Annotated in this window: 14 protein-coding genes; 11 read left to right on the top strand and 3 right to left on the bottom strand. The window is 41.4% G+C overall.

All coding sequences use genetic code 11. The features are described 5' to 3' along the window. Positions 1-46 precede the first annotated feature (46 nt). The 6 genes from ND16A_RS11270 (at position 47) to ND16A_RS11295 (ending at position 6,058) form a co-directional block, all read left to right on the top strand. The gene (locus ND16A_RS11270; RefSeq protein WP_033077206.1) at positions 47-2,167 is read left to right on the top strand and encodes a TonB-dependent receptor; all 2,121 of its coding nucleotides are present in this window, start codon (positions 47-49) and stop codon (positions 2,165-2,167) included. 116 nt (positions 2,168-2,283) lie between these two features. Then, positions 2,284-2,550 (top strand): hypothetical protein, encoded by a 267-nt coding sequence (locus ND16A_RS11275; protein ID WP_033077205.1) that lies wholly within the window; start codon positions 2,284-2,286, stop codon positions 2,548-2,550. Between the two features lie 19 nt (positions 2,551-2,569). Beyond that, positions 2,570-3,202 carry a nicotinamide riboside transporter PnuC gene (gene pnuC, locus ND16A_RS11280; protein WP_052073005.1) on the top strand — a complete coding sequence of 211 codons (633 nt, stop codon included), beginning with the start codon at positions 2,570-2,572 and terminating at the stop codon, positions 3,200-3,202. Beyond that, positions 3,183-4,034, top strand: a complete 852-nt coding sequence (locus ND16A_RS11285; RefSeq protein WP_160173497.1) for a choline/ethanolamine kinase family protein — start codon at positions 3,183-3,185, stop codon at positions 4,032-4,034. The genes pnuC and ND16A_RS11285 overlap by 20 nt, the downstream gene beginning before the upstream one ends. A gap of 111 nt (positions 4,035-4,145) precedes the next feature. Beyond that, entirely contained in the window at positions 4,146-5,213 is a 1,068-nt protein-coding gene (locus ND16A_RS11290) for a sensor histidine kinase (protein WP_033077203.1), read from the top strand. 20 nt (positions 5,214-5,233) lie between these two features. After that, positions 5,234-6,058, top strand: a complete 825-nt coding sequence (locus tag ND16A_RS11295; protein WP_033077202.1) for a LytR/AlgR family response regulator transcription factor — start codon at positions 5,234-5,236, stop codon at positions 6,056-6,058. Between the two features lie 77 nt (positions 6,059-6,135). Here ND16A_RS11295 and ND16A_RS11300 read toward each other — a convergent pair whose 3' ends face one another. The 3 genes from ND16A_RS11300 to ND16A_RS11310 form a co-directional block, all read right to left on the bottom strand. Next, on the bottom strand, positions 6,136-7,167 hold the full coding sequence (locus ND16A_RS11300; protein WP_033077201.1) for an ATP-dependent 6-phosphofructokinase: 1,032 nt from the start codon (positions 7,165-7,167) through the stop codon (positions 6,136-6,138). A gap of 160 nt (positions 7,168-7,327) precedes the next feature. Further along, entirely contained in the window at positions 7,328-8,773 is a 1,446-nt protein-coding gene (gene pyk, locus ND16A_RS11305) for a pyruvate kinase (RefSeq protein WP_033077200.1), read from the bottom strand. 27 nt (positions 8,774-8,800) lie between these two features. Beyond that, the gene (locus tag ND16A_RS11310; protein ID WP_033077199.1) at positions 8,801-9,649 is read right to left on the bottom strand and encodes a MurR/RpiR family transcriptional regulator; all 849 of its coding nucleotides are present in this window, start codon (positions 9,647-9,649) and stop codon (positions 8,801-8,803) included. A gap of 277 nt (positions 9,650-9,926) precedes the next feature. Between ND16A_RS11310 and zwf the strand changes: the two genes are divergently transcribed. The 5 genes from zwf to ND16A_RS11335 are packed head-to-tail and all read left to right on the top strand — an operon-like array spanning position 9,927 to position 15,546. Further along, complete coding sequence (zwf, locus tag ND16A_RS11315; protein ID WP_033077263.1) at positions 9,927-11,393, top strand: glucose-6-phosphate dehydrogenase; 1,467 nt, start codon at positions 9,927-9,929, stop codon at positions 11,391-11,393. Continuing rightward, entirely contained in the window at positions 11,393-12,085 is a 693-nt protein-coding gene (gene pgl / locus ND16A_RS11320) for a 6-phosphogluconolactonase (RefSeq protein WP_052073004.1), read from the top strand. The genes zwf and pgl overlap by 1 nt, the downstream gene beginning before the upstream one ends. Positions 12,086-12,091: 6 nt before the next feature. After that, positions 12,092-13,915: a phosphogluconate dehydratase gene (gene edd / locus ND16A_RS11325; protein ID WP_033077261.1), complete on the top strand. Its 1,824-nt coding sequence runs from the start codon at positions 12,092-12,094 to the stop codon at positions 13,913-13,915. After that, a complete protein-coding gene (locus ND16A_RS11330; protein ID WP_033077198.1) occupies positions 13,916-14,899 on the top strand; it encodes a glucokinase in 984 nt (327 codons plus the stop codon). Then, entirely contained in the window at positions 14,890-15,546 is a 657-nt protein-coding gene (locus ND16A_RS11335; protein WP_033077197.1) for a bifunctional 4-hydroxy-2-oxoglutarate aldolase/2-dehydro-3-deoxy-phosphogluconate aldolase, read from the top strand. The genes ND16A_RS11330 and ND16A_RS11335 overlap by 10 nt, the downstream gene beginning before the upstream one ends. Positions 15,547-15,952 lie beyond the last annotated feature (406 nt).

The raw sequence follows: 15,952 nt of genomic DNA, 5'->3' as shown, positions 1-15,952 counted from the left end.
ATCCTTTTTGTGCCGGATCATTAAAATAAATTTTTAGAGATCTGAAATGAACTTTCAAAAAACGGCACTGTGTAGTGCTATCACCATCGGGCTGATTTCACAGTCTGCCATCGCCGAACAACAATCTAGCCAAACTGCTAACCAAGTTAGTGAAACTAACATCGAGGTTATTGAAGTTGTTGGTGATTTTCGTAATCAAAGTTTACAACGCACAGCGTCTTCTTTATCGGTAATTAGCGAAGATGATATCGCCGTACGAAATGCCCAAAACTTAGAAGAAATTGTTCTGGCAACGCCTAATGTTAATTTTTCAAGTGGCAGTAACCGTGCACGCTATTATCAAATACGTGGCATCGGTGAACGCAGTCAGTTTCAAGAACCAATCAACCCGTCAGTGGGTATGGTCATTGATGATGTCGATTTTACCGGCATCGGCAGCGTTGCTTCGATGTTTGATGTACAACAAGTCGAAGTATTTCGCGGCCCGCAAGGCACACGTTTTGGTGCCAATGCTATGGCAGGTGTGGTGAATATCACCACTAACGCGGCAAGTGATGAATTCGAAGGTGAGTTCAAGCTGATGGCAGGTAATTATAATTCCACCGCAATTGCTGCCGTGATCTCAGGTCCTGCCTCACATAATCTGGCGTATCGCTTTGCTGTGGAGCAATTTACCAGCGATGGCTTTGTTGAAAATACTCATCTGAATAGCGATGATACCAATAACCGTGATGAACTAACGATACGCAGCAAGTTTTCTTATCATCCATCCGATGATTTAAGCATAGACTTGGCCGTATTTTATTTTGATTTTGACAATGGCTATGACACTTTTTCGTTAGATAACAACCGTGAAACCATGTCTGATCAACCAGGTGTTGATACTCAAGAAACCATTGCTTCTAGCGTACGGGTAAGTTATGACGGTTTAGACTCCATCGAAGTGTTGTCAATATTTAGCTATGCCGATTCAGATATGGGTTACGGTTACGATGAAGATTGGAGTAACCCAACGCTTTGTCAGGTAAACGAATGTCCTTTCGGTGATTATTCTTCAACGGATCACTATTTTCGTGACCGATCATCATTTACCGGAGAATTTCGCTTATTGTCAAAGCCGGGTGATAATATCTTCAACAACACCACCGCTTGGGTTGCTGGCGTATACCTGCGTAATGAAGAAAACGATTTGTTAAGACAATACACCTATGCTGCCGGCGATTTTAATTCAACATACGAAACCGATACACTCGCCGGTTTTGTGCAATTAGACAGTAAGCTTGATGACAAAATTACTTTAACCACCGGCTTAAGAGTAGAGCAGTGGCAATTAGACTATAGCGATTCGCAATCATTAAGCTTTGATCCTGATGAAACGTTATTCGGTGGCAAGCTGGTATTGGCCTATCAAGCAACCGAAGATACCATGTATTACGGTTCAATAAATCGTGGTTTTAAAGCCGGCGGGGTGAATACCGATGGCACACTAACCGAAGATAAGCGTGAGTTTGATGCGGAATATCTGTGGAATTACGAAGTCGGGGTTAAATCGAATTTCTTAGATAATCGCGCCCATGTCCGTGTTGCGGTATTTTACATGGACCGGGAAGATATGCAGGTAAAAACCTATGAAAATTTTACCCGTCCTGATGGCACTCCTGGATTTTTGATTTATCTTGATAATGCCGCCTCAGGTACTAACCAAGGGGTTGAAATAGATGGCTCTTGGGCAATAACTGACAGTTTAGAGTTATACGGCGCGTTAGGCATACTCGATAGTGAATACAAAGACTTTATCAATGGCAATGGTGAAGATTTCTCTGGACAAGAGCAGGCACATGCGCCTAACTATCAATTTAACCTGGGCGTAAATTATCAGCTACTCGATAACTGGTTATTTAATGTCAATGTGGATGGCAAAGACGAGTTCTACTTCTCTGATTCTCATCGAGATAAATCCGATGCTGTAGAGTTGCTTAATGCCTCGGTAACTTATCTGCAAGATAACTGGCAAATAAAGGCCTGGGGCCGCAATATCAGCGATGAAGATTATCAAACTCGTGGTTTTTTCTTTGGTAATGATCCACGAGATGGTTACACTGCTAAAGGCTATTATCAATTAGGTGCTCCGGCTGAATTTGGTGTAACCTTTCATTATCAGTTCTAATAAATCTGCTGCGCATTGTTATATGTGCCATTGCGTGGCGTTGTTTAGTTGGTATTTTATGCTCAAATACTGACTAAACTAATACATTACCGAAAAAAACTGAATCAGGAACTATTATGCAAATATCGATAGAAATTAGTTTATACCCTTTGGCCGAAGAACAGTTTAAGGCGGAAATTTGGAACTTTATTCGCACCTTGCGAGCAGTTGAAGGACTAAAAGTAGTCACCAATGGTATGAGTTCGCAAGTTTTTGGCGAATACGATTTAGCGGTGAGTACGGTAATGAATGAGATCAAACACGTTCATCAAACGTTAGGCAGTGCCGTTTTTGTGGTCAAATTTATCGGCGGCGATCGTTCTGTGCCTGAAACAGAAACCTAATATTTTTAAGGCTAAAACTTTGCAAAGTATCATTGAATATTTTCTACATTTACCTTTTTGGGAACTGCTGGCGGTAAGTCTCTCCATCGCCTATGTGGTGTTGGTGGCTCGCAACAACAGCTGGTGCTGGCCGGCGGCGTTTATTTCAACATTGATATTCACCATCATTTTCTATGATGTGTCATTGTTGATGGAGTCGTTACTGAACGTTTATTACATGGTGATGGCAGTTTATGGCTGGTATCGCTGGCAAAACTCCAATCTATTAACGGCCAATAATTCTTTACCTGTGTGTAAGTGGCCGGTAATCAAACATGTGCAATTAATTTGCTGCTTGTCACTGATCAGTTTATCGCTAGGCTGGTTTATGGATAATTATACCGATGCTGATTACGCCTATTTAGATACCTTTACCACAGTGTTTGCCATTGCCACCACGTATTTGGTCACCATAAAGTTATTGGAGAATTGGCTGTATTGGTTTGTGATCAATAGCGTCTCGGTTTTTATCTTCTTGCAGAAAGGTCTGGAACCAACGGCAGTGTTGTTCGCATTTAATATCTTAATGTGCATTATTGGTTACGTTAACTGGAACAAGTTGCACCATAGCCAACAAAACGAACAAGAGCTTAGTGTTGCCTCAACTCGATAGTATTCTTAAAAATAGCCCGGTACTGCAAGGCAGCTCGACTGTAAATGTCATTACCGCTGGTTACTCGCATCAATGTTTTCAAGTGAGTACCACTAACGGCCAAGTATTTTTAAAAATTTTTAATGTTGGCCAAGAACAGCAGCAATTAGACATATCACAGCTTGCCAGCAAGGTCGGGCTTGCACCTCAGGTCCTGGAAATTTGCCCAAAACTTGGTTATTTAATTACTGAATTTATTGATGCACCAACCTTGATGTCGGTAGACCTTGGAGTAGCAGAGAAGTTACAAATTTCAGCAGAGCTTATTTATCAGTGCCATCAAATGAAGGCCAGGGTAACTCGATTAGAGCTGAGTGATACCCTCAACGAATTACTACTTAGTGCTAAATTACCGCCATCATCTATAGGTAAGCTTGCGGCTTATAGTGCCAGTTTAATTCAAACCATCACCATTGATGACAAGCGATTGGTGTTATCACACGGTGATGTTAATTTTAATAATATCTTAGTCGCCGTGAATAAAAACTATTTGCTTGATTGGGAATATTGTTACCTTGCTGAGCCTGAATTTGATTTAGCAATGTGTTTAGCGATAAATCAGATAGATATGTCTCTTCAGCCGGGTTTTATTAAGCATTATCAGCAGTATCTGCGAGGTGATGGCAGGTTTAGTCATGTTATTTGCCCTGAAAAGGTAACGCGTTACCATGAATATTCTTTATTTATCAATGCTTTATGGTTTGTGTCGTTAGATGTAAATAACGTAAGCGAACAGCAAAAAGTGATGCAGTTACGCAGTAAAGACTATTTAAGCAACATCATCTCAGCTTAGTATTTGAGACCAGAAGCTGTAAAGTTACGATTAATAACAGTGTGTTAACAGTTTAATTCGGTGATAATTAACTTAACAATTATTATTACGTTGATTACTAAGAGTTAAATTTTGAACTGGAAAGAATTCATTGAAAATCGAAATCGTTTTTTCTGGCTCCTGCATATTGGTGGCTGGATTGGTTTCGCTTTGGTTCACTTCCTTGGGTCTTTGCTACATGACTTAAGAGACTTATTCATTTGGGTGATTTTTTTAGGTGCCTATGCAGGTGCAATCATTTCCATCCCGTTACGCTATATCTACCAAAAAGCCTGGAATCTAACCCCGATAAAAATTGCTTTGGTGGTGTTTGTATCTTCCTTCGTCACTGGTTTAATATGGCAAGTGGTGAAAAATATTACCTATTGGGAGATATACAAACATGGCTGGAAACCAGACTCTATCTGGTACTATAGTCAAAACAGTCTGTGGTCATTCTATATTATCTTAAGCTGGAGTGGTTTGTATTTTGGTATTAAATATTACCAGATGCTGCAACAAGAAAAAGAGAAAGTGCTAACGGCCAATAATATTGCCAACCAGGCGCAATTAAAAATGCTGCGTTACCAGTTAAACCCACATTTCTTGTTTAATACCTTAAATGCCATTTCCACCTTGATCCTCATCGATGAAAACAAGAATGCCAACGGCATGGTAACCAAACTGAGTGACTTTTTACGCTACTCTCTGGATATGGATCCGATGAAAAAGGTCAGCTTATCGGATGAAGTAAAGGCGCTTAATTTATATTTAGATATTGAGAAAGTGCGTTTTGAAGAGCGCTTACAATTGCGTTTTGAAGTGCAAAACAACTGCCAAAATGCCCTGGTACCCAGTATGATTTTCCAACCTCTGGTTGAAAATGCGATTAAATATGCCATTGCGGTGAAAGAAACTGGTGGTACTATTTTTATCAAAGTGTCGCGCTTTGCCAACGACTTGCAATTGGAGATCGCCGATGACGGCCCTGGTGCCGAAATCATCAATGGTAATTTGGCAAGAGAGAATGGCGTAGGCCTGGTAAACACCAAAGAACGGTTAATTGCCCTCTATGAAAATAATTATTCGTTAGTAGTTAGTGACAATATTCCCACAGGCGTTAAAATAAACATAAGAATTCCGTTTCAGCTTGAACAATAACGAAGACGACACTAAAGACAATGACAAATAAATTAAAAACAATAATTGTTGATGACGAACCTTTAGCAAGAAAAGGCCTGGCAGTGCGCTTAACTGCTTTTGACGAAGTAGACGTAGTGAGTTTATGCGCCACCGGCAGAGAAGCGATAGAACAAATTAAATTACAGCAACCAGATCTGGTGTTTCTTGATATTCAAATGCCTGAAATCAATGGTTTTCAAGTGGTGCAGGCACTGGAAGAAATGCAACAGAAAATGCCATTGATTGTCTTTGTCACCGCGTTTGATCAATACGCAATCAAAGCTTTTGATATTCATGCTTTAGATTACCTGTTAAAACCGGTCGATCATGACCGACTAGAATCTGCCCTGAGCAAAGTAAAACATACTCTGGCGCAAGCAAAAGATACCGCGCATAAAGAAAAGCTGGTGAAACTGGTCAGTGAAGTAACCGGCAATGATTGTGAACAAATCCTGGCCGAATTGGCCAATAACTCGCCGGTAAGTATGAGTCAGTACTCGGATGTGCTGGCGATAAAAGATGTTGGTGAGACCACGCTGGTACCAACCAAAGACATCTTATGCATTGATGCCGCCGGAGATTATATGTGTGTTCATACGCATGACGGCACTCATATATTACGCAAAACGATGAAAGATCTTGAGCAATTGCTTGATCCGAAAATGTTTCTTCGTATACATCGCTCGACCATAGTTAACAAAGGTTACATCGATAAATTTGGCAATCACATCAATGGCGAATATTATTTAATATTGACCAACAATAAAGAAATGAAAGTAAGCCGTAGTTATAAAGACAAAGTGAAACAAGCGGTGCTTGGTTAGTAGAATAGGTTTTCGTACCGTAATCTAGAATAAAATATGTAATGTATAAACTAGAGCTTTTAGCTTTAGTTTATACATTATAAATTATGAATTTTAGCCAGTTCAGCAATATCCAATATTGAATTTTGTGCCTGCAGTAAATCACCATTTACCTGTTTTTTATGTTTCACCGCATCCCTAATTGGCACTTCCACAATTTGTGATGCGACTTCGCCGATCATTATCATGGTTTTATTATCTTTAACCGCTTGTATTGCAGCAACGCCTAATTTGGTTGCTAAAATCCGATCTTTAGCCACAGGCGTTCCGCCACGTTGAATATAACCAAGAATACAAGGGGTGCAGGTTATGTTGGCATAGTCTTGCAAGTCTAGACACAACTGGTTTACGCCACCAGGCCAAAGGTTTTCGGCAGTGACTATCAAGTAGCTGCTTCTGCCGCGTTGTTTTTTACACAGGTTAATATGTTCCGCTATTTTTTGTAGCTCAAGCCCGGGATTCTGAAAACTTTCAAAGGTGAGTACTTGTTCGGCACCACAGGCAATGCCAACATTTAATGCCAAAAAACCGCTGTGTCTGCCCATTACCTCAATCACCATAATACGCTCAAAGGCATCGGCAGTATCGCGTATTTTATCAATGGCTTCTATCGATGTATTTACCGCCGTGGCAAAGCCTATGGTGTGATCGCAGCCATCGATATCATTATCTATGGTGCCAGGAATACCAATGAGATCACCCGGATAATACCGTGAAAGTTCTACCATGCCACTAAATGAGCCATCACCACCAATCACAATCAGTGCAGCCACGTTCAGTTCTTTTAAGTGTTGTGCAGCTTGCTGCTGACCAGGTACCGACTCAAATTCAACGCAGCGAGCACTTTTTAATATGGTGCCGCCATAGTGGATGATATCGCGCACACTGGTCTCATCGAGGCGAATATATTCTTTATTGATTAAGCCGCTATAGCCATGTTTAAAACCAATGACCTGATAACCAAAATGCAAAGCGGCAAGGGTGCAACTTCGTATCGCTGCGTTCATTCCTGGTGCATCACCGCCACTGGTTAGCAGCGCAATGGTTTTCGGCTTGGTTTGATTTAACATGGCAATCGTTTGTTAACTACTTTGCTTAAAGTATAAACAAATTAAGGTTGATATGAAAGTTCTCTAAATGATGTTGAAATCATTAAAATTCAGGAGGTTATAAATTAAAAAGCCAGCTTTACGCTGGCTTTAGATAATTGCAGTGGCTTTTTACTGCAATTTATTTTTTAATCGTTAAGATTTTGATGGTATTGCTGGCGCCAACGGTTTCCATGGTATCACCATGGGTGAAGATAACTAAATCACCGTCATTAAATTCGCTGATTTCTGAGGCTAGAACGGTTTCTAACACATCTTTAGACAAATCTTTTTCGGTTGATGTTGTTGAATCAAATTGTACCGGATAAACACCACGATATATTGCCGATTTATTCAAGGTTTTAACATGACGCGATAAAGAGTAAATTGGTAAACCTGAGGTGATGCGTGACATGATTTTAGAGGTCATGCCAGATTCGGTCAATGACACAATGGCTTTAACACCTTTTAAGTGGTTAGCGGCATACATTGCTGACAGGGCTACTGTCTCAGAAATACCTTCAAATGTTTTTTCCAGTCTATGACCTGAGATATGCGCTGAGCGTTGTTTTTCTGCGCCGATACACACTTGTGCCATCGCTTTTACGGTTTCTACCGGATATTTACCGGCAGCGGTTTCTGCACTTAGCATTACCGCATCGGTACCATCTAATACCGCATTGGCCACATCCATCACTTCTGCACGAGTCGGCATAGGTTGAGTGATCATAGTTTCCATCATTTGCGTCGCAGTAATAACCACACGGTTTAATTGACGAGAGCGGGCAATAATATGTTTTTGTTTACCAACAAGCTCAGCATCGCCAATTTCTACCCCTAAATCGCCACGGGCAACCATAACAACATCAGAGGCTAAAATGATCTCATCCAACACGTTATTATCATTAACCGCTTCAGCACGTTCAATTTTAGAAACCAGACGGGCATTACACTTAGCTTCTTGAGCAAGTAAGCGAGCTTCACGCATATCGGCGGCATCACGAGGGAAAGAAACCGCAAGAAAATCGGCATCAAGTTTTGCTGCAAGCTTAATGTCTTCCTTATCTTTGTCGGTTAGCGCTGCAGCAGATAAACCACCGCCTTGACGGTTAATACCTTTATTGTTCGATAACGGGCCACCAACAGTGGTAATAGTATGAACTTGCTGACCAACAATGGATTCAACGCGTAATTGCACTCGGCCATCGTCTAATAGTAAGACATCGCCAGTATTAACATCATTTGGTAAGGCTTTATAATCGATACCAACGCTGGTTTGGCTACCTTCACCTTTGGCTAATTCGGCATCTAAAATGAATGCATCGCCAATTTCCAGAGCGATAGGGCCATCTTTAAAGGTTGAAATTCGAATTTTAGGACCTTGTAGATCACCCAAAATGGCAACGTAAGTATTCAGCTCTTTGGCAATTTTACGAACATTGGCGGCTCTGTCGATATGGTCTTGCGCAACACCGTGCGAAAAATTAAGTCGTACTACGTTAACACCGGCAGCAATAACTTCTCTTAAAACATTAATGTCATCAGTTGCTGGACCAAGGGTTGCAACTATCTTCGTTCTTCTAGGCATGAAAGGGTACCTTATTGGGTGAATGAATTATTCTTTACGCTCAAAACGTGAGCTACGTAAACTGTCTTTAACTTTCTTCAGGTTGTCTCTAAATTTAGAACCACGGCGTAATGTAAAGCCGGTGGCCAGTATATCTACCAAAGTCAGTTGTGCTATTCGGGATGCCATTGGCATATAAAGATCGGTATCTTCGGCAACGGTTGGCGATAATACGATATTACATTCCTTCGCAAGCGGAGTGTTGGCATCGGTAACACCGATAACAATGGCGTCGTTTTCGCGAGCAATATGGGCTACTTCTACTAACGGTTTCGTTCTACCGGTGTGAGAGAATAAAACCACAACATCGCCCTGAGTACTGTTAATGCTACTCATTCGTTGCATTAAAACATCATCGAAGTAGATCACAGGAACATTGAAGCGGAAAAATTTGTTTTGTGCGTCATGGGCAACCACTGCCGATGCGCCAAGACCGAAGAAGGATATTTTATTTGCTTGGGTTAAAACATCAACGGCACGGTTTATCATATTGGTATCTAAACTTTTACGAGCCATTTCAAGATTGGCTAAGGTCGATTCAAATATTTTAGTGGTGTACTCTTCGGCAGTATCGTTTTCGTCAACATGGCGATTCACATAAGGTGTACCGTTTGCCAGTGACTGCGCTAAATGCAACTTAAAGTCTGGATAACCTTTGGTGTCTAATCGTCGGCAAAAGCGATTAACCGTAGGTTCGCTGATGTTTGCTTGTTTTGCCAGAGAGGCAATACTTGCATGAATGACGGTTGCTGGCGAAGCTAAGATCACTTCCGCTACTTTACGTTCAGATTTGCTGAATGTATCGAATTCGTTGTTGATTTTTTCTATGATATTCATTAACAGACCTCATCTTATTTGCTAGTACTGTAAATTATTTTTAGCCAATAAAACAGTATTTATGTAAATTTATTTCATATTTGTGTTTTATTTTAACGCATTTTTAGCATTTATGTAAGTTTATTGTCTATAATGAACACAATTATTTGGTCGTCCCGTAAATTTAAAGGGGTGCAAGATGTAATTAAATTACAAATTGTACTTTACCTTCGGCCATTATCAGTATAAATTAAGCTTAAATGTAATTTATTTTCATTGTGTTGAGAGATTAATACCCATGAGTCAACCTACTATACAATCCGCCGAACAAATTGTTTTATTTGGTGCGGCAGGTGATTTGTCAAAGCGTAAATTATTTGCGGCCCTATATCATCTATATAACGAAAACCTACTAGTTGATGATGTTAAAATTATTGGCGTCGCCCGCATCGAATTTGACGATGCAGCGTTTCAAGCTTTTGTTAAAGAGAGCCTGAATACCTTTATTGGCGAACAAATTAATGATGAGAAAGTAGAGCAATTTATTCTCCACTTTAGCTATGTAAAACTCGACTTTGCTGAGCAAAAAGCGTTTAAGAGCCTAGCCAAAGTATTAAAAGGCGATGTTTACACCTTATATTATTTAGCGACGCCACCATCCATATACGGTTTAATTGCCGACGGCTTAAATGCCCATAAATTAAATAGTGAATATGCCCGTGTCGTCATGGAAAAGCCAATCGGTAACGATCTTGAGTCTTCAAAAGTCATCAATGATTTAGTCAGTCGTCATTTTGAAGAATCACAAATTTACCGCATCGATCATTATCTCGGTAAAGAAACCGTATTGAATCTGCTTTCATTGCGCTTTGCCAACTCCTTGTTTAGTACTAACTGGGATCATACTTGTATCGATCATGTACAAATTACCGTCGCCGAGAGTGTTGGTATCGAAGGCCGCTGGGGTTTTTATGATGGTACAGGGCAAATGCGCGATATGGTACAAAACCACTTATTGCAAATTTTATCCTTATTAGCGATGGAGCCACCGACAGATTTATCATCAGAAAACATTCGTGATGAAAAATTAAAGGTCATTAAAGCACTGCGCAAGATTGATCACAGTAACATTCAGGACAAAACGGTTCGTGGCCAATATACCAAAGGCCATATGAATGGCGACAAGGTTCCGGGTTATTTGGAAGAAGAAGGGGCAAATGTTAATAGTAGCACCGAAACGTTTGTTGCCATCAAGGCTGAAATTGATAACTGGCGCTGGGCTGGTGTACCATTTTACTTACGTACCGGTAAGCGTATGGCCTGTAAGCACTCAGAAGTAGTGATCCACTTTAAACACCAGCCGCACAATATTTTTGATAGCAGTTTTACCCAATTACCGGCCAATAAACTGACCATACGGTTACAACCTGATGAAGGGGTTGAATTGACGGTGATGAATAAGGTTCCTGGTATCACCAAAGAGCTGCAAATTAGAGAAACCAAACTCGATTTAAGTTTTTCCGATCTAAAAGATGCGTCTCGAGTGATCGATGCCTACGAACGTCTTATTTTAAGCGCGATCAATGGTAATGCCGGTTTGTTCATTCGTCGCGATGAAGTAGAAGCGTCATGGCAATGGGTTGATAGCATCATGGCAGCCTGGGAAAATTCAAACGAAGCGCCAAAAAGCTATGCCAGCGGTAGCTGGGGCCCGGTATCATCGATTTCGTTAATTGCTCGCGACGACAGAGAGTGGGACGAATAATGATCAAGCAAAATACTTTTAGCTCACGAGACGAGCTCGATTTGGCTTTTGCCAAACAAATTGCTCAGCAGCTATGCGATGCTATATCGCTGAAAGGTTATGCCAGTATTGCATTTTCTGGTGGTAGCACACCAAAAGGCTTGTTTACCCATTTGTCGAATATGACTCTGGACTGGTCAAAAGTCACCATTACTTTGGTAGACGATCGCTGGGTGGATACCGATAGTCAGGATTCAAACGATCGCTTGCTTAGAGAAAACCTGTTAAAAAACAATGCCGTTAAGGCAAGGTTTTTCTCACTGAAACAAGCTGAGCAATTAACAACAGACTACTTAAATACTCTTAACAAACAAGCGCAACAATTTATGCCGTTAGATGTGGTTATTTTAGGTATGGGTGAAGACGGTCACACCGCTTCAATTTTTCCTTGCTCTGAGCAAGTAGAGCAGGGGTTAGATGCTACTAATGCGCCTTGTTTAATGAAAACGGTTCCCACAACAGCACCTTATGAACGAGTGACTTTCAACTTTTCGGCGTTGATCAAAGCAGCTCACCTTTATTTACACGTTGTTGGCGATGCTAAGCAACAAGTGCTGCAAACTGCACTTGCCAATGACAATGCCATAGAAATGCCTATTCGTGCTTTCTTACACCATCAGGATAAAACCTGTGAAATTTTCTGGGCGGAATAACTAATGATAAAACCTCAAATTCAAGCAGTAACTGAACGCATAATTGCTCGCAGTAAAGACTCGCGTAGTCAGTACCTGGATAAAATTAACCAAGCAAAATCATCAAAAGTACATCGATCGGTTTTATCTTGTGGCAACCTTGCTCATGGCTTTGCTGCTTGTGGCAAAGAAGATAAATCTATTCTTAAGCAGCTAAACCATAGTGATGTGGCGATTGTTTCTGCTTATAACGATATGCTTTCTGCCCATCAGCCATACGAAACGTACCCACAAATCATTAAAGATGCGGTACGTGAAACCGGTGGCGTTGCCCAGTTTGCTGGCGGTGTACCGGCAATGTGTGATGGTGTTACGCAAGGTCAACCAGGTATGGATCTGAGCCTGATGAGCCGCGATGTAATTGCCATGTCATCGGCAGTGGCGTTATCTCATAACATGTTCGACGGTACCTTAATGTTAGGCATTTGCGATAAAATTGTCCCGGGATTATTAATTGCCACCATGACCTTTGGTCATTTACCTACGGTATTCGTACCGGCCGGGCCAATGCCATCAGGGCTACCGAATAAAGAAAAAGCTCGAGTTCGTCAGCAATATGCTGAAGGCGAAGTTGGCCAGGACAAGCTGCTTGAAGCAGAGTCGGCCTCTTACCATAGCCCGGGCACTTGTACATTTTTCGGTACGGCAAACTCTAACCAGTTGGTTGTCGAAGTGATGGGTTTACACTTGCCGGGTGCGTCTTTTGTGGCACCAAACACCCAGTTACGCGAAGAATTAACCAAAGCCGCTGCTCGTCAAGTAACCCGGTTAACCCAACAGTCAGGCAATTATGTGCCGGTTGGCGAAATGATCGATGAAAAATCGATTGTCAATGCCATTGTTGCACTGTTGGCAACGGGTGGCTCAACCAACTTGACCATGCACATTATCGCCTTTGCCAAGGCCGCTGGCATAATCATCAATTACGATGACTTTGCCGATTTATCTGATGCGGTGCCATTAATGACGCGTATTTACCCGAATGGGTTTGCTGATATCAATCAGTTCCAGGAAGCGGGTGGCATGGCGTTATTGTTTAGAGATTTAATCGATGCCGGTTTAGTCCATGAAGACGTGAATACCATATGTGGCCAAGGCCTTGAAAAATATACGCAAGTGCCAACCATGGTCGATGGTAAGTTAGTGTGGTTAGACGGACCGACGCAATCTGGCGACATTGAGGTTATCGCAGCTCCTGGTGAACCATTTAAAGAAGATGGCGGCCTGAAAGTACTGAAAGGTAACTTGGGTCGTTCGGTATTGAAAACGTCGGCATTAGCCCCGGGAGCCGAGATCATTAAAGCGCCAGCCGTGGTGTTTGAAGATCAACACGATTTAGACAAAGCCTTCCATGCCGGTGAGTTAGATAAAGATTTCGTTGCTGTGGTTCGTTTCCAGGGACCTAAAGCACGTGGTATGCCTGAGTGTCATAAATTAACGCCACCACTTGGTGTGTTGCAAGATAAAGGCTTTAAAGTGGCCTTAGTGACTGACGGCCGGATGTCAGGGGCTTCCGGTAAAGTGCCTGCGGCAATTCACTTAGTGCCTGAAGCGCTGGATGGCGGTTTAATTGCGAAAGTGCAAACCGGTGATATGATCAATATTGATGGTCAAACGGGTGAATTAACCTTGTTGGTAGACGAACAAGAATTAGCACAACGACAACCTGCCGCATTTACAGCTCAGCATGAGCATTCAGGTATCGGCCGAGAACTGTTTGGTTTTATGCGCAACAATTTAAGTGACGCAGAAACGGGTGCTTGTTCACTGTTTGTTAAGGACAATAGTTAAATGTCTATCGATGTGATCAATGTTGTCGCCGATATTGGCGGCACTAACTTAAGAATAGGTGTTGTTGGCGCAGATGACAGCGTTAACGATATTGAACTTTTTCAATGTAATGAATTTGAAAGTTTAAAAGCCGTTTTAGAAATTTATTTTAGTAAAAATGCTATCGACAGTACTCGAGTAAATGCCTGTCTGGCCATTGCTTGTCCCGTTGAACAAGATTTGATCAACATGACAAATTTACCATGGCAATTTTCCCAGTCTGAACTGAAAGCAGATTTGAACTTAAATCGTTTGTATTTAATCAACGACTACACCGCGATTGCCTGGGCAGTACCGAAATTATCCAATGCGCAAAAAGTGAAAATTGGTGGTGGTGAAGCTGTTCCGCAAAAACCCATTGCGATTTGTGGTCCGGGCACGGGTTTAGGTGTTGCCAATGTCATTTGGGCTAACGACCAATGGATCAGTATTGGCGGTGAAGGGGGTCACGTAGACTTTGCCGCGGTAGATAATACCGAAGTAGAAATTTTACGCTTCTTACAGCACAAATACTCTCGGGTTTCTTATGAGCAAGTGCTATCTGGCCTGGGTATCGAACAAATTTATCAAGCGCTATGTTCAATCAAAGGAATAGGATCTCAGGCTTATCACGCCAAAGACATTACCGCAAAAGCGATAGATAGCTCGTGTGACGTGTGTGTAGAAACACTGAATCAATTTTGTAAAATCTTGGGCAGTTTTGCCGGAAATCTTGCATTAACCACGCTGGCTGCTGGTGGTGTTTATATTGCCGGAGGCATAGTGCCACGTTTTATCGAATGTTTAAAACATAGTGAATTTAGAGCCCGTTTTGTCGCTAAAAATCGCTTTACCGCAATAAATTCCGCAATTCCAACTTATGTAATTACCGAAGCACAACCAGGGCTTTTAGGAGCCAGTGCTTATCTTATTCAACAAAATAGTAATGAGGCATTATGTCGTTAACTAATACTTGGCAAACTCAGCCAGAAGAAATCTTTGCATTGGGCAACATAGTCCCGGTACTTGTCATTGAAAACGTTGAGGATGCTGTACCTATTGCCAAAGCGTTAATCGCAGGCGGTATCAGCGTGTTAGAAGTAACGTTAAGAACGGCTAATGCCTTAGCCGTGATTAAAGAGATTGCCACCAACGTACCAGAAGCTATGATTGGTTCAGGTACCGTGATCAATCCTGAAACGTTACAACAATCGATTGATGCGGGGGCAAAATTTGCCATTAGCCCGGGGTTAACCAAAGAGTTATTAGCCGCAGCTAAGCAATCTTCTATTCCGTTAATTCCGGGGATTGCTTCAATTTCTGAATTAATGACAGGTATCGATGCTGGTTTTGATCATTTTAAATTCTTCCCGGCAGAAGCCGTTGGCGGGGCAAAATCGATCAAATCTATTTCGGGTCCGTTTCCTAATATTCGTTTTTGCCCAACGGGTGGTATCAACGAATCAAATATGGGCAATTACTTAAGCCTGGGTAACGTAAGTTGTATCGGCGGTTCATGGTTAGTACCTGACAGTGTCGTTGCTGACAAAGATTGGGCTCAAATTACTGAGATCACCAAAAAAGCAGTCGCTGCCAGCAAGCAATTTGCCTAGCCACTATCTCATTTATAAAGGTGGTCTAGTTCGCTGAATTAGGTCACCTTTTCATTTACATTATCTAATTATTAGTTTGAATATGAGAGTTAAAAAGCTAACCTGCTGTTTATACGATTATTTAACAATGGATAAAGTTAATCGCTTGCACAACGTCTATATATTTCAATGCTCATTTCCCCAGAGTGCACTATCGTTTGATAATCCCTAAAATTGCTGCTAACTTACTAAAAATATTAATAAAAGATGTGTTTACTTTTGCAGTAATCCTTACCTATGTTACTCAATAGCACAGATAACATCGTCATGGTTTTTGCAAAAAGAACAAAAGTACATGCCAATATTATTTGCCTCTTAGTAGGCGTTTGCAGTATAAGGTTATCTAGTATTTGTGAAAGAAGTGAGA

Source organism: Thalassotalea sp. ND16A (assembly GCF_000764205.1).
GTDB lineage: Bacteria > Pseudomonadota > Gammaproteobacteria > Enterobacterales > Alteromonadaceae > Thalassotalea_A.
The sequence above is the reverse complement of the archived record's forward strand: the minus strand, read 5'-3'. Positions and strand labels throughout refer to the sequence as shown.

Excerpts from the sequence above, each read along its gene's own strand:
- ND16A_RS11270 (WP_033077206.1), top strand. The coding sequence starts at position 47 with ATGAACTTTCAAAAAACGGCACTGTGTAGTGCTATCACCATCGGGCTG.
- ND16A_RS11295 (WP_033077202.1), top strand. The coding sequence starts at position 5,234 with ATGACAAATAAATTAAAAACAATAATTGTTGATGACGAACCTTTAGCA.
- pgl (WP_052073004.1), top strand. The coding sequence starts at position 11,393 with ATGATCAAGCAAAATACTTTTAGCTCACGAGACGAGCTCGATTTGGCT.
- ND16A_RS11335 (WP_033077197.1), top strand. The coding sequence starts at position 14,890 with ATGTCGTTAACTAATACTTGGCAAACTCAGCCAGAAGAAATCTTTGCA.
- pyk (WP_033077200.1), bottom strand. The coding sequence starts at position 8,773 with ATGCCTAGAAGAACGAAGATAGTTGCAACCCTTGGTCCAGCAACTGAT.
- ND16A_RS11300 (WP_033077201.1), bottom strand. The coding sequence starts at position 7,167 with ATGTTAAATCAAACCAAGCCGAAAACCATTGCGCTGCTAACCAGTGGC.
- ND16A_RS11275 (WP_033077205.1), top strand. The coding sequence starts at position 2,284 with ATGCAAATATCGATAGAAATTAGTTTATACCCTTTGGCCGAAGAACAG.
- ND16A_RS11310 (WP_033077199.1), bottom strand. The coding sequence starts at position 9,649 with ATGAATATCATAGAAAAAATCAACAACGAATTCGATACATTCAGCAAA.
- zwf (WP_033077263.1), top strand. The coding sequence starts at position 9,927 with ATGAGTCAACCTACTATACAATCCGCCGAACAAATTGTTTTATTTGGT.
- ND16A_RS11330 (WP_033077198.1), top strand. The coding sequence starts at position 13,916 with ATGTCTATCGATGTGATCAATGTTGTCGCCGATATTGGCGGCACTAAC.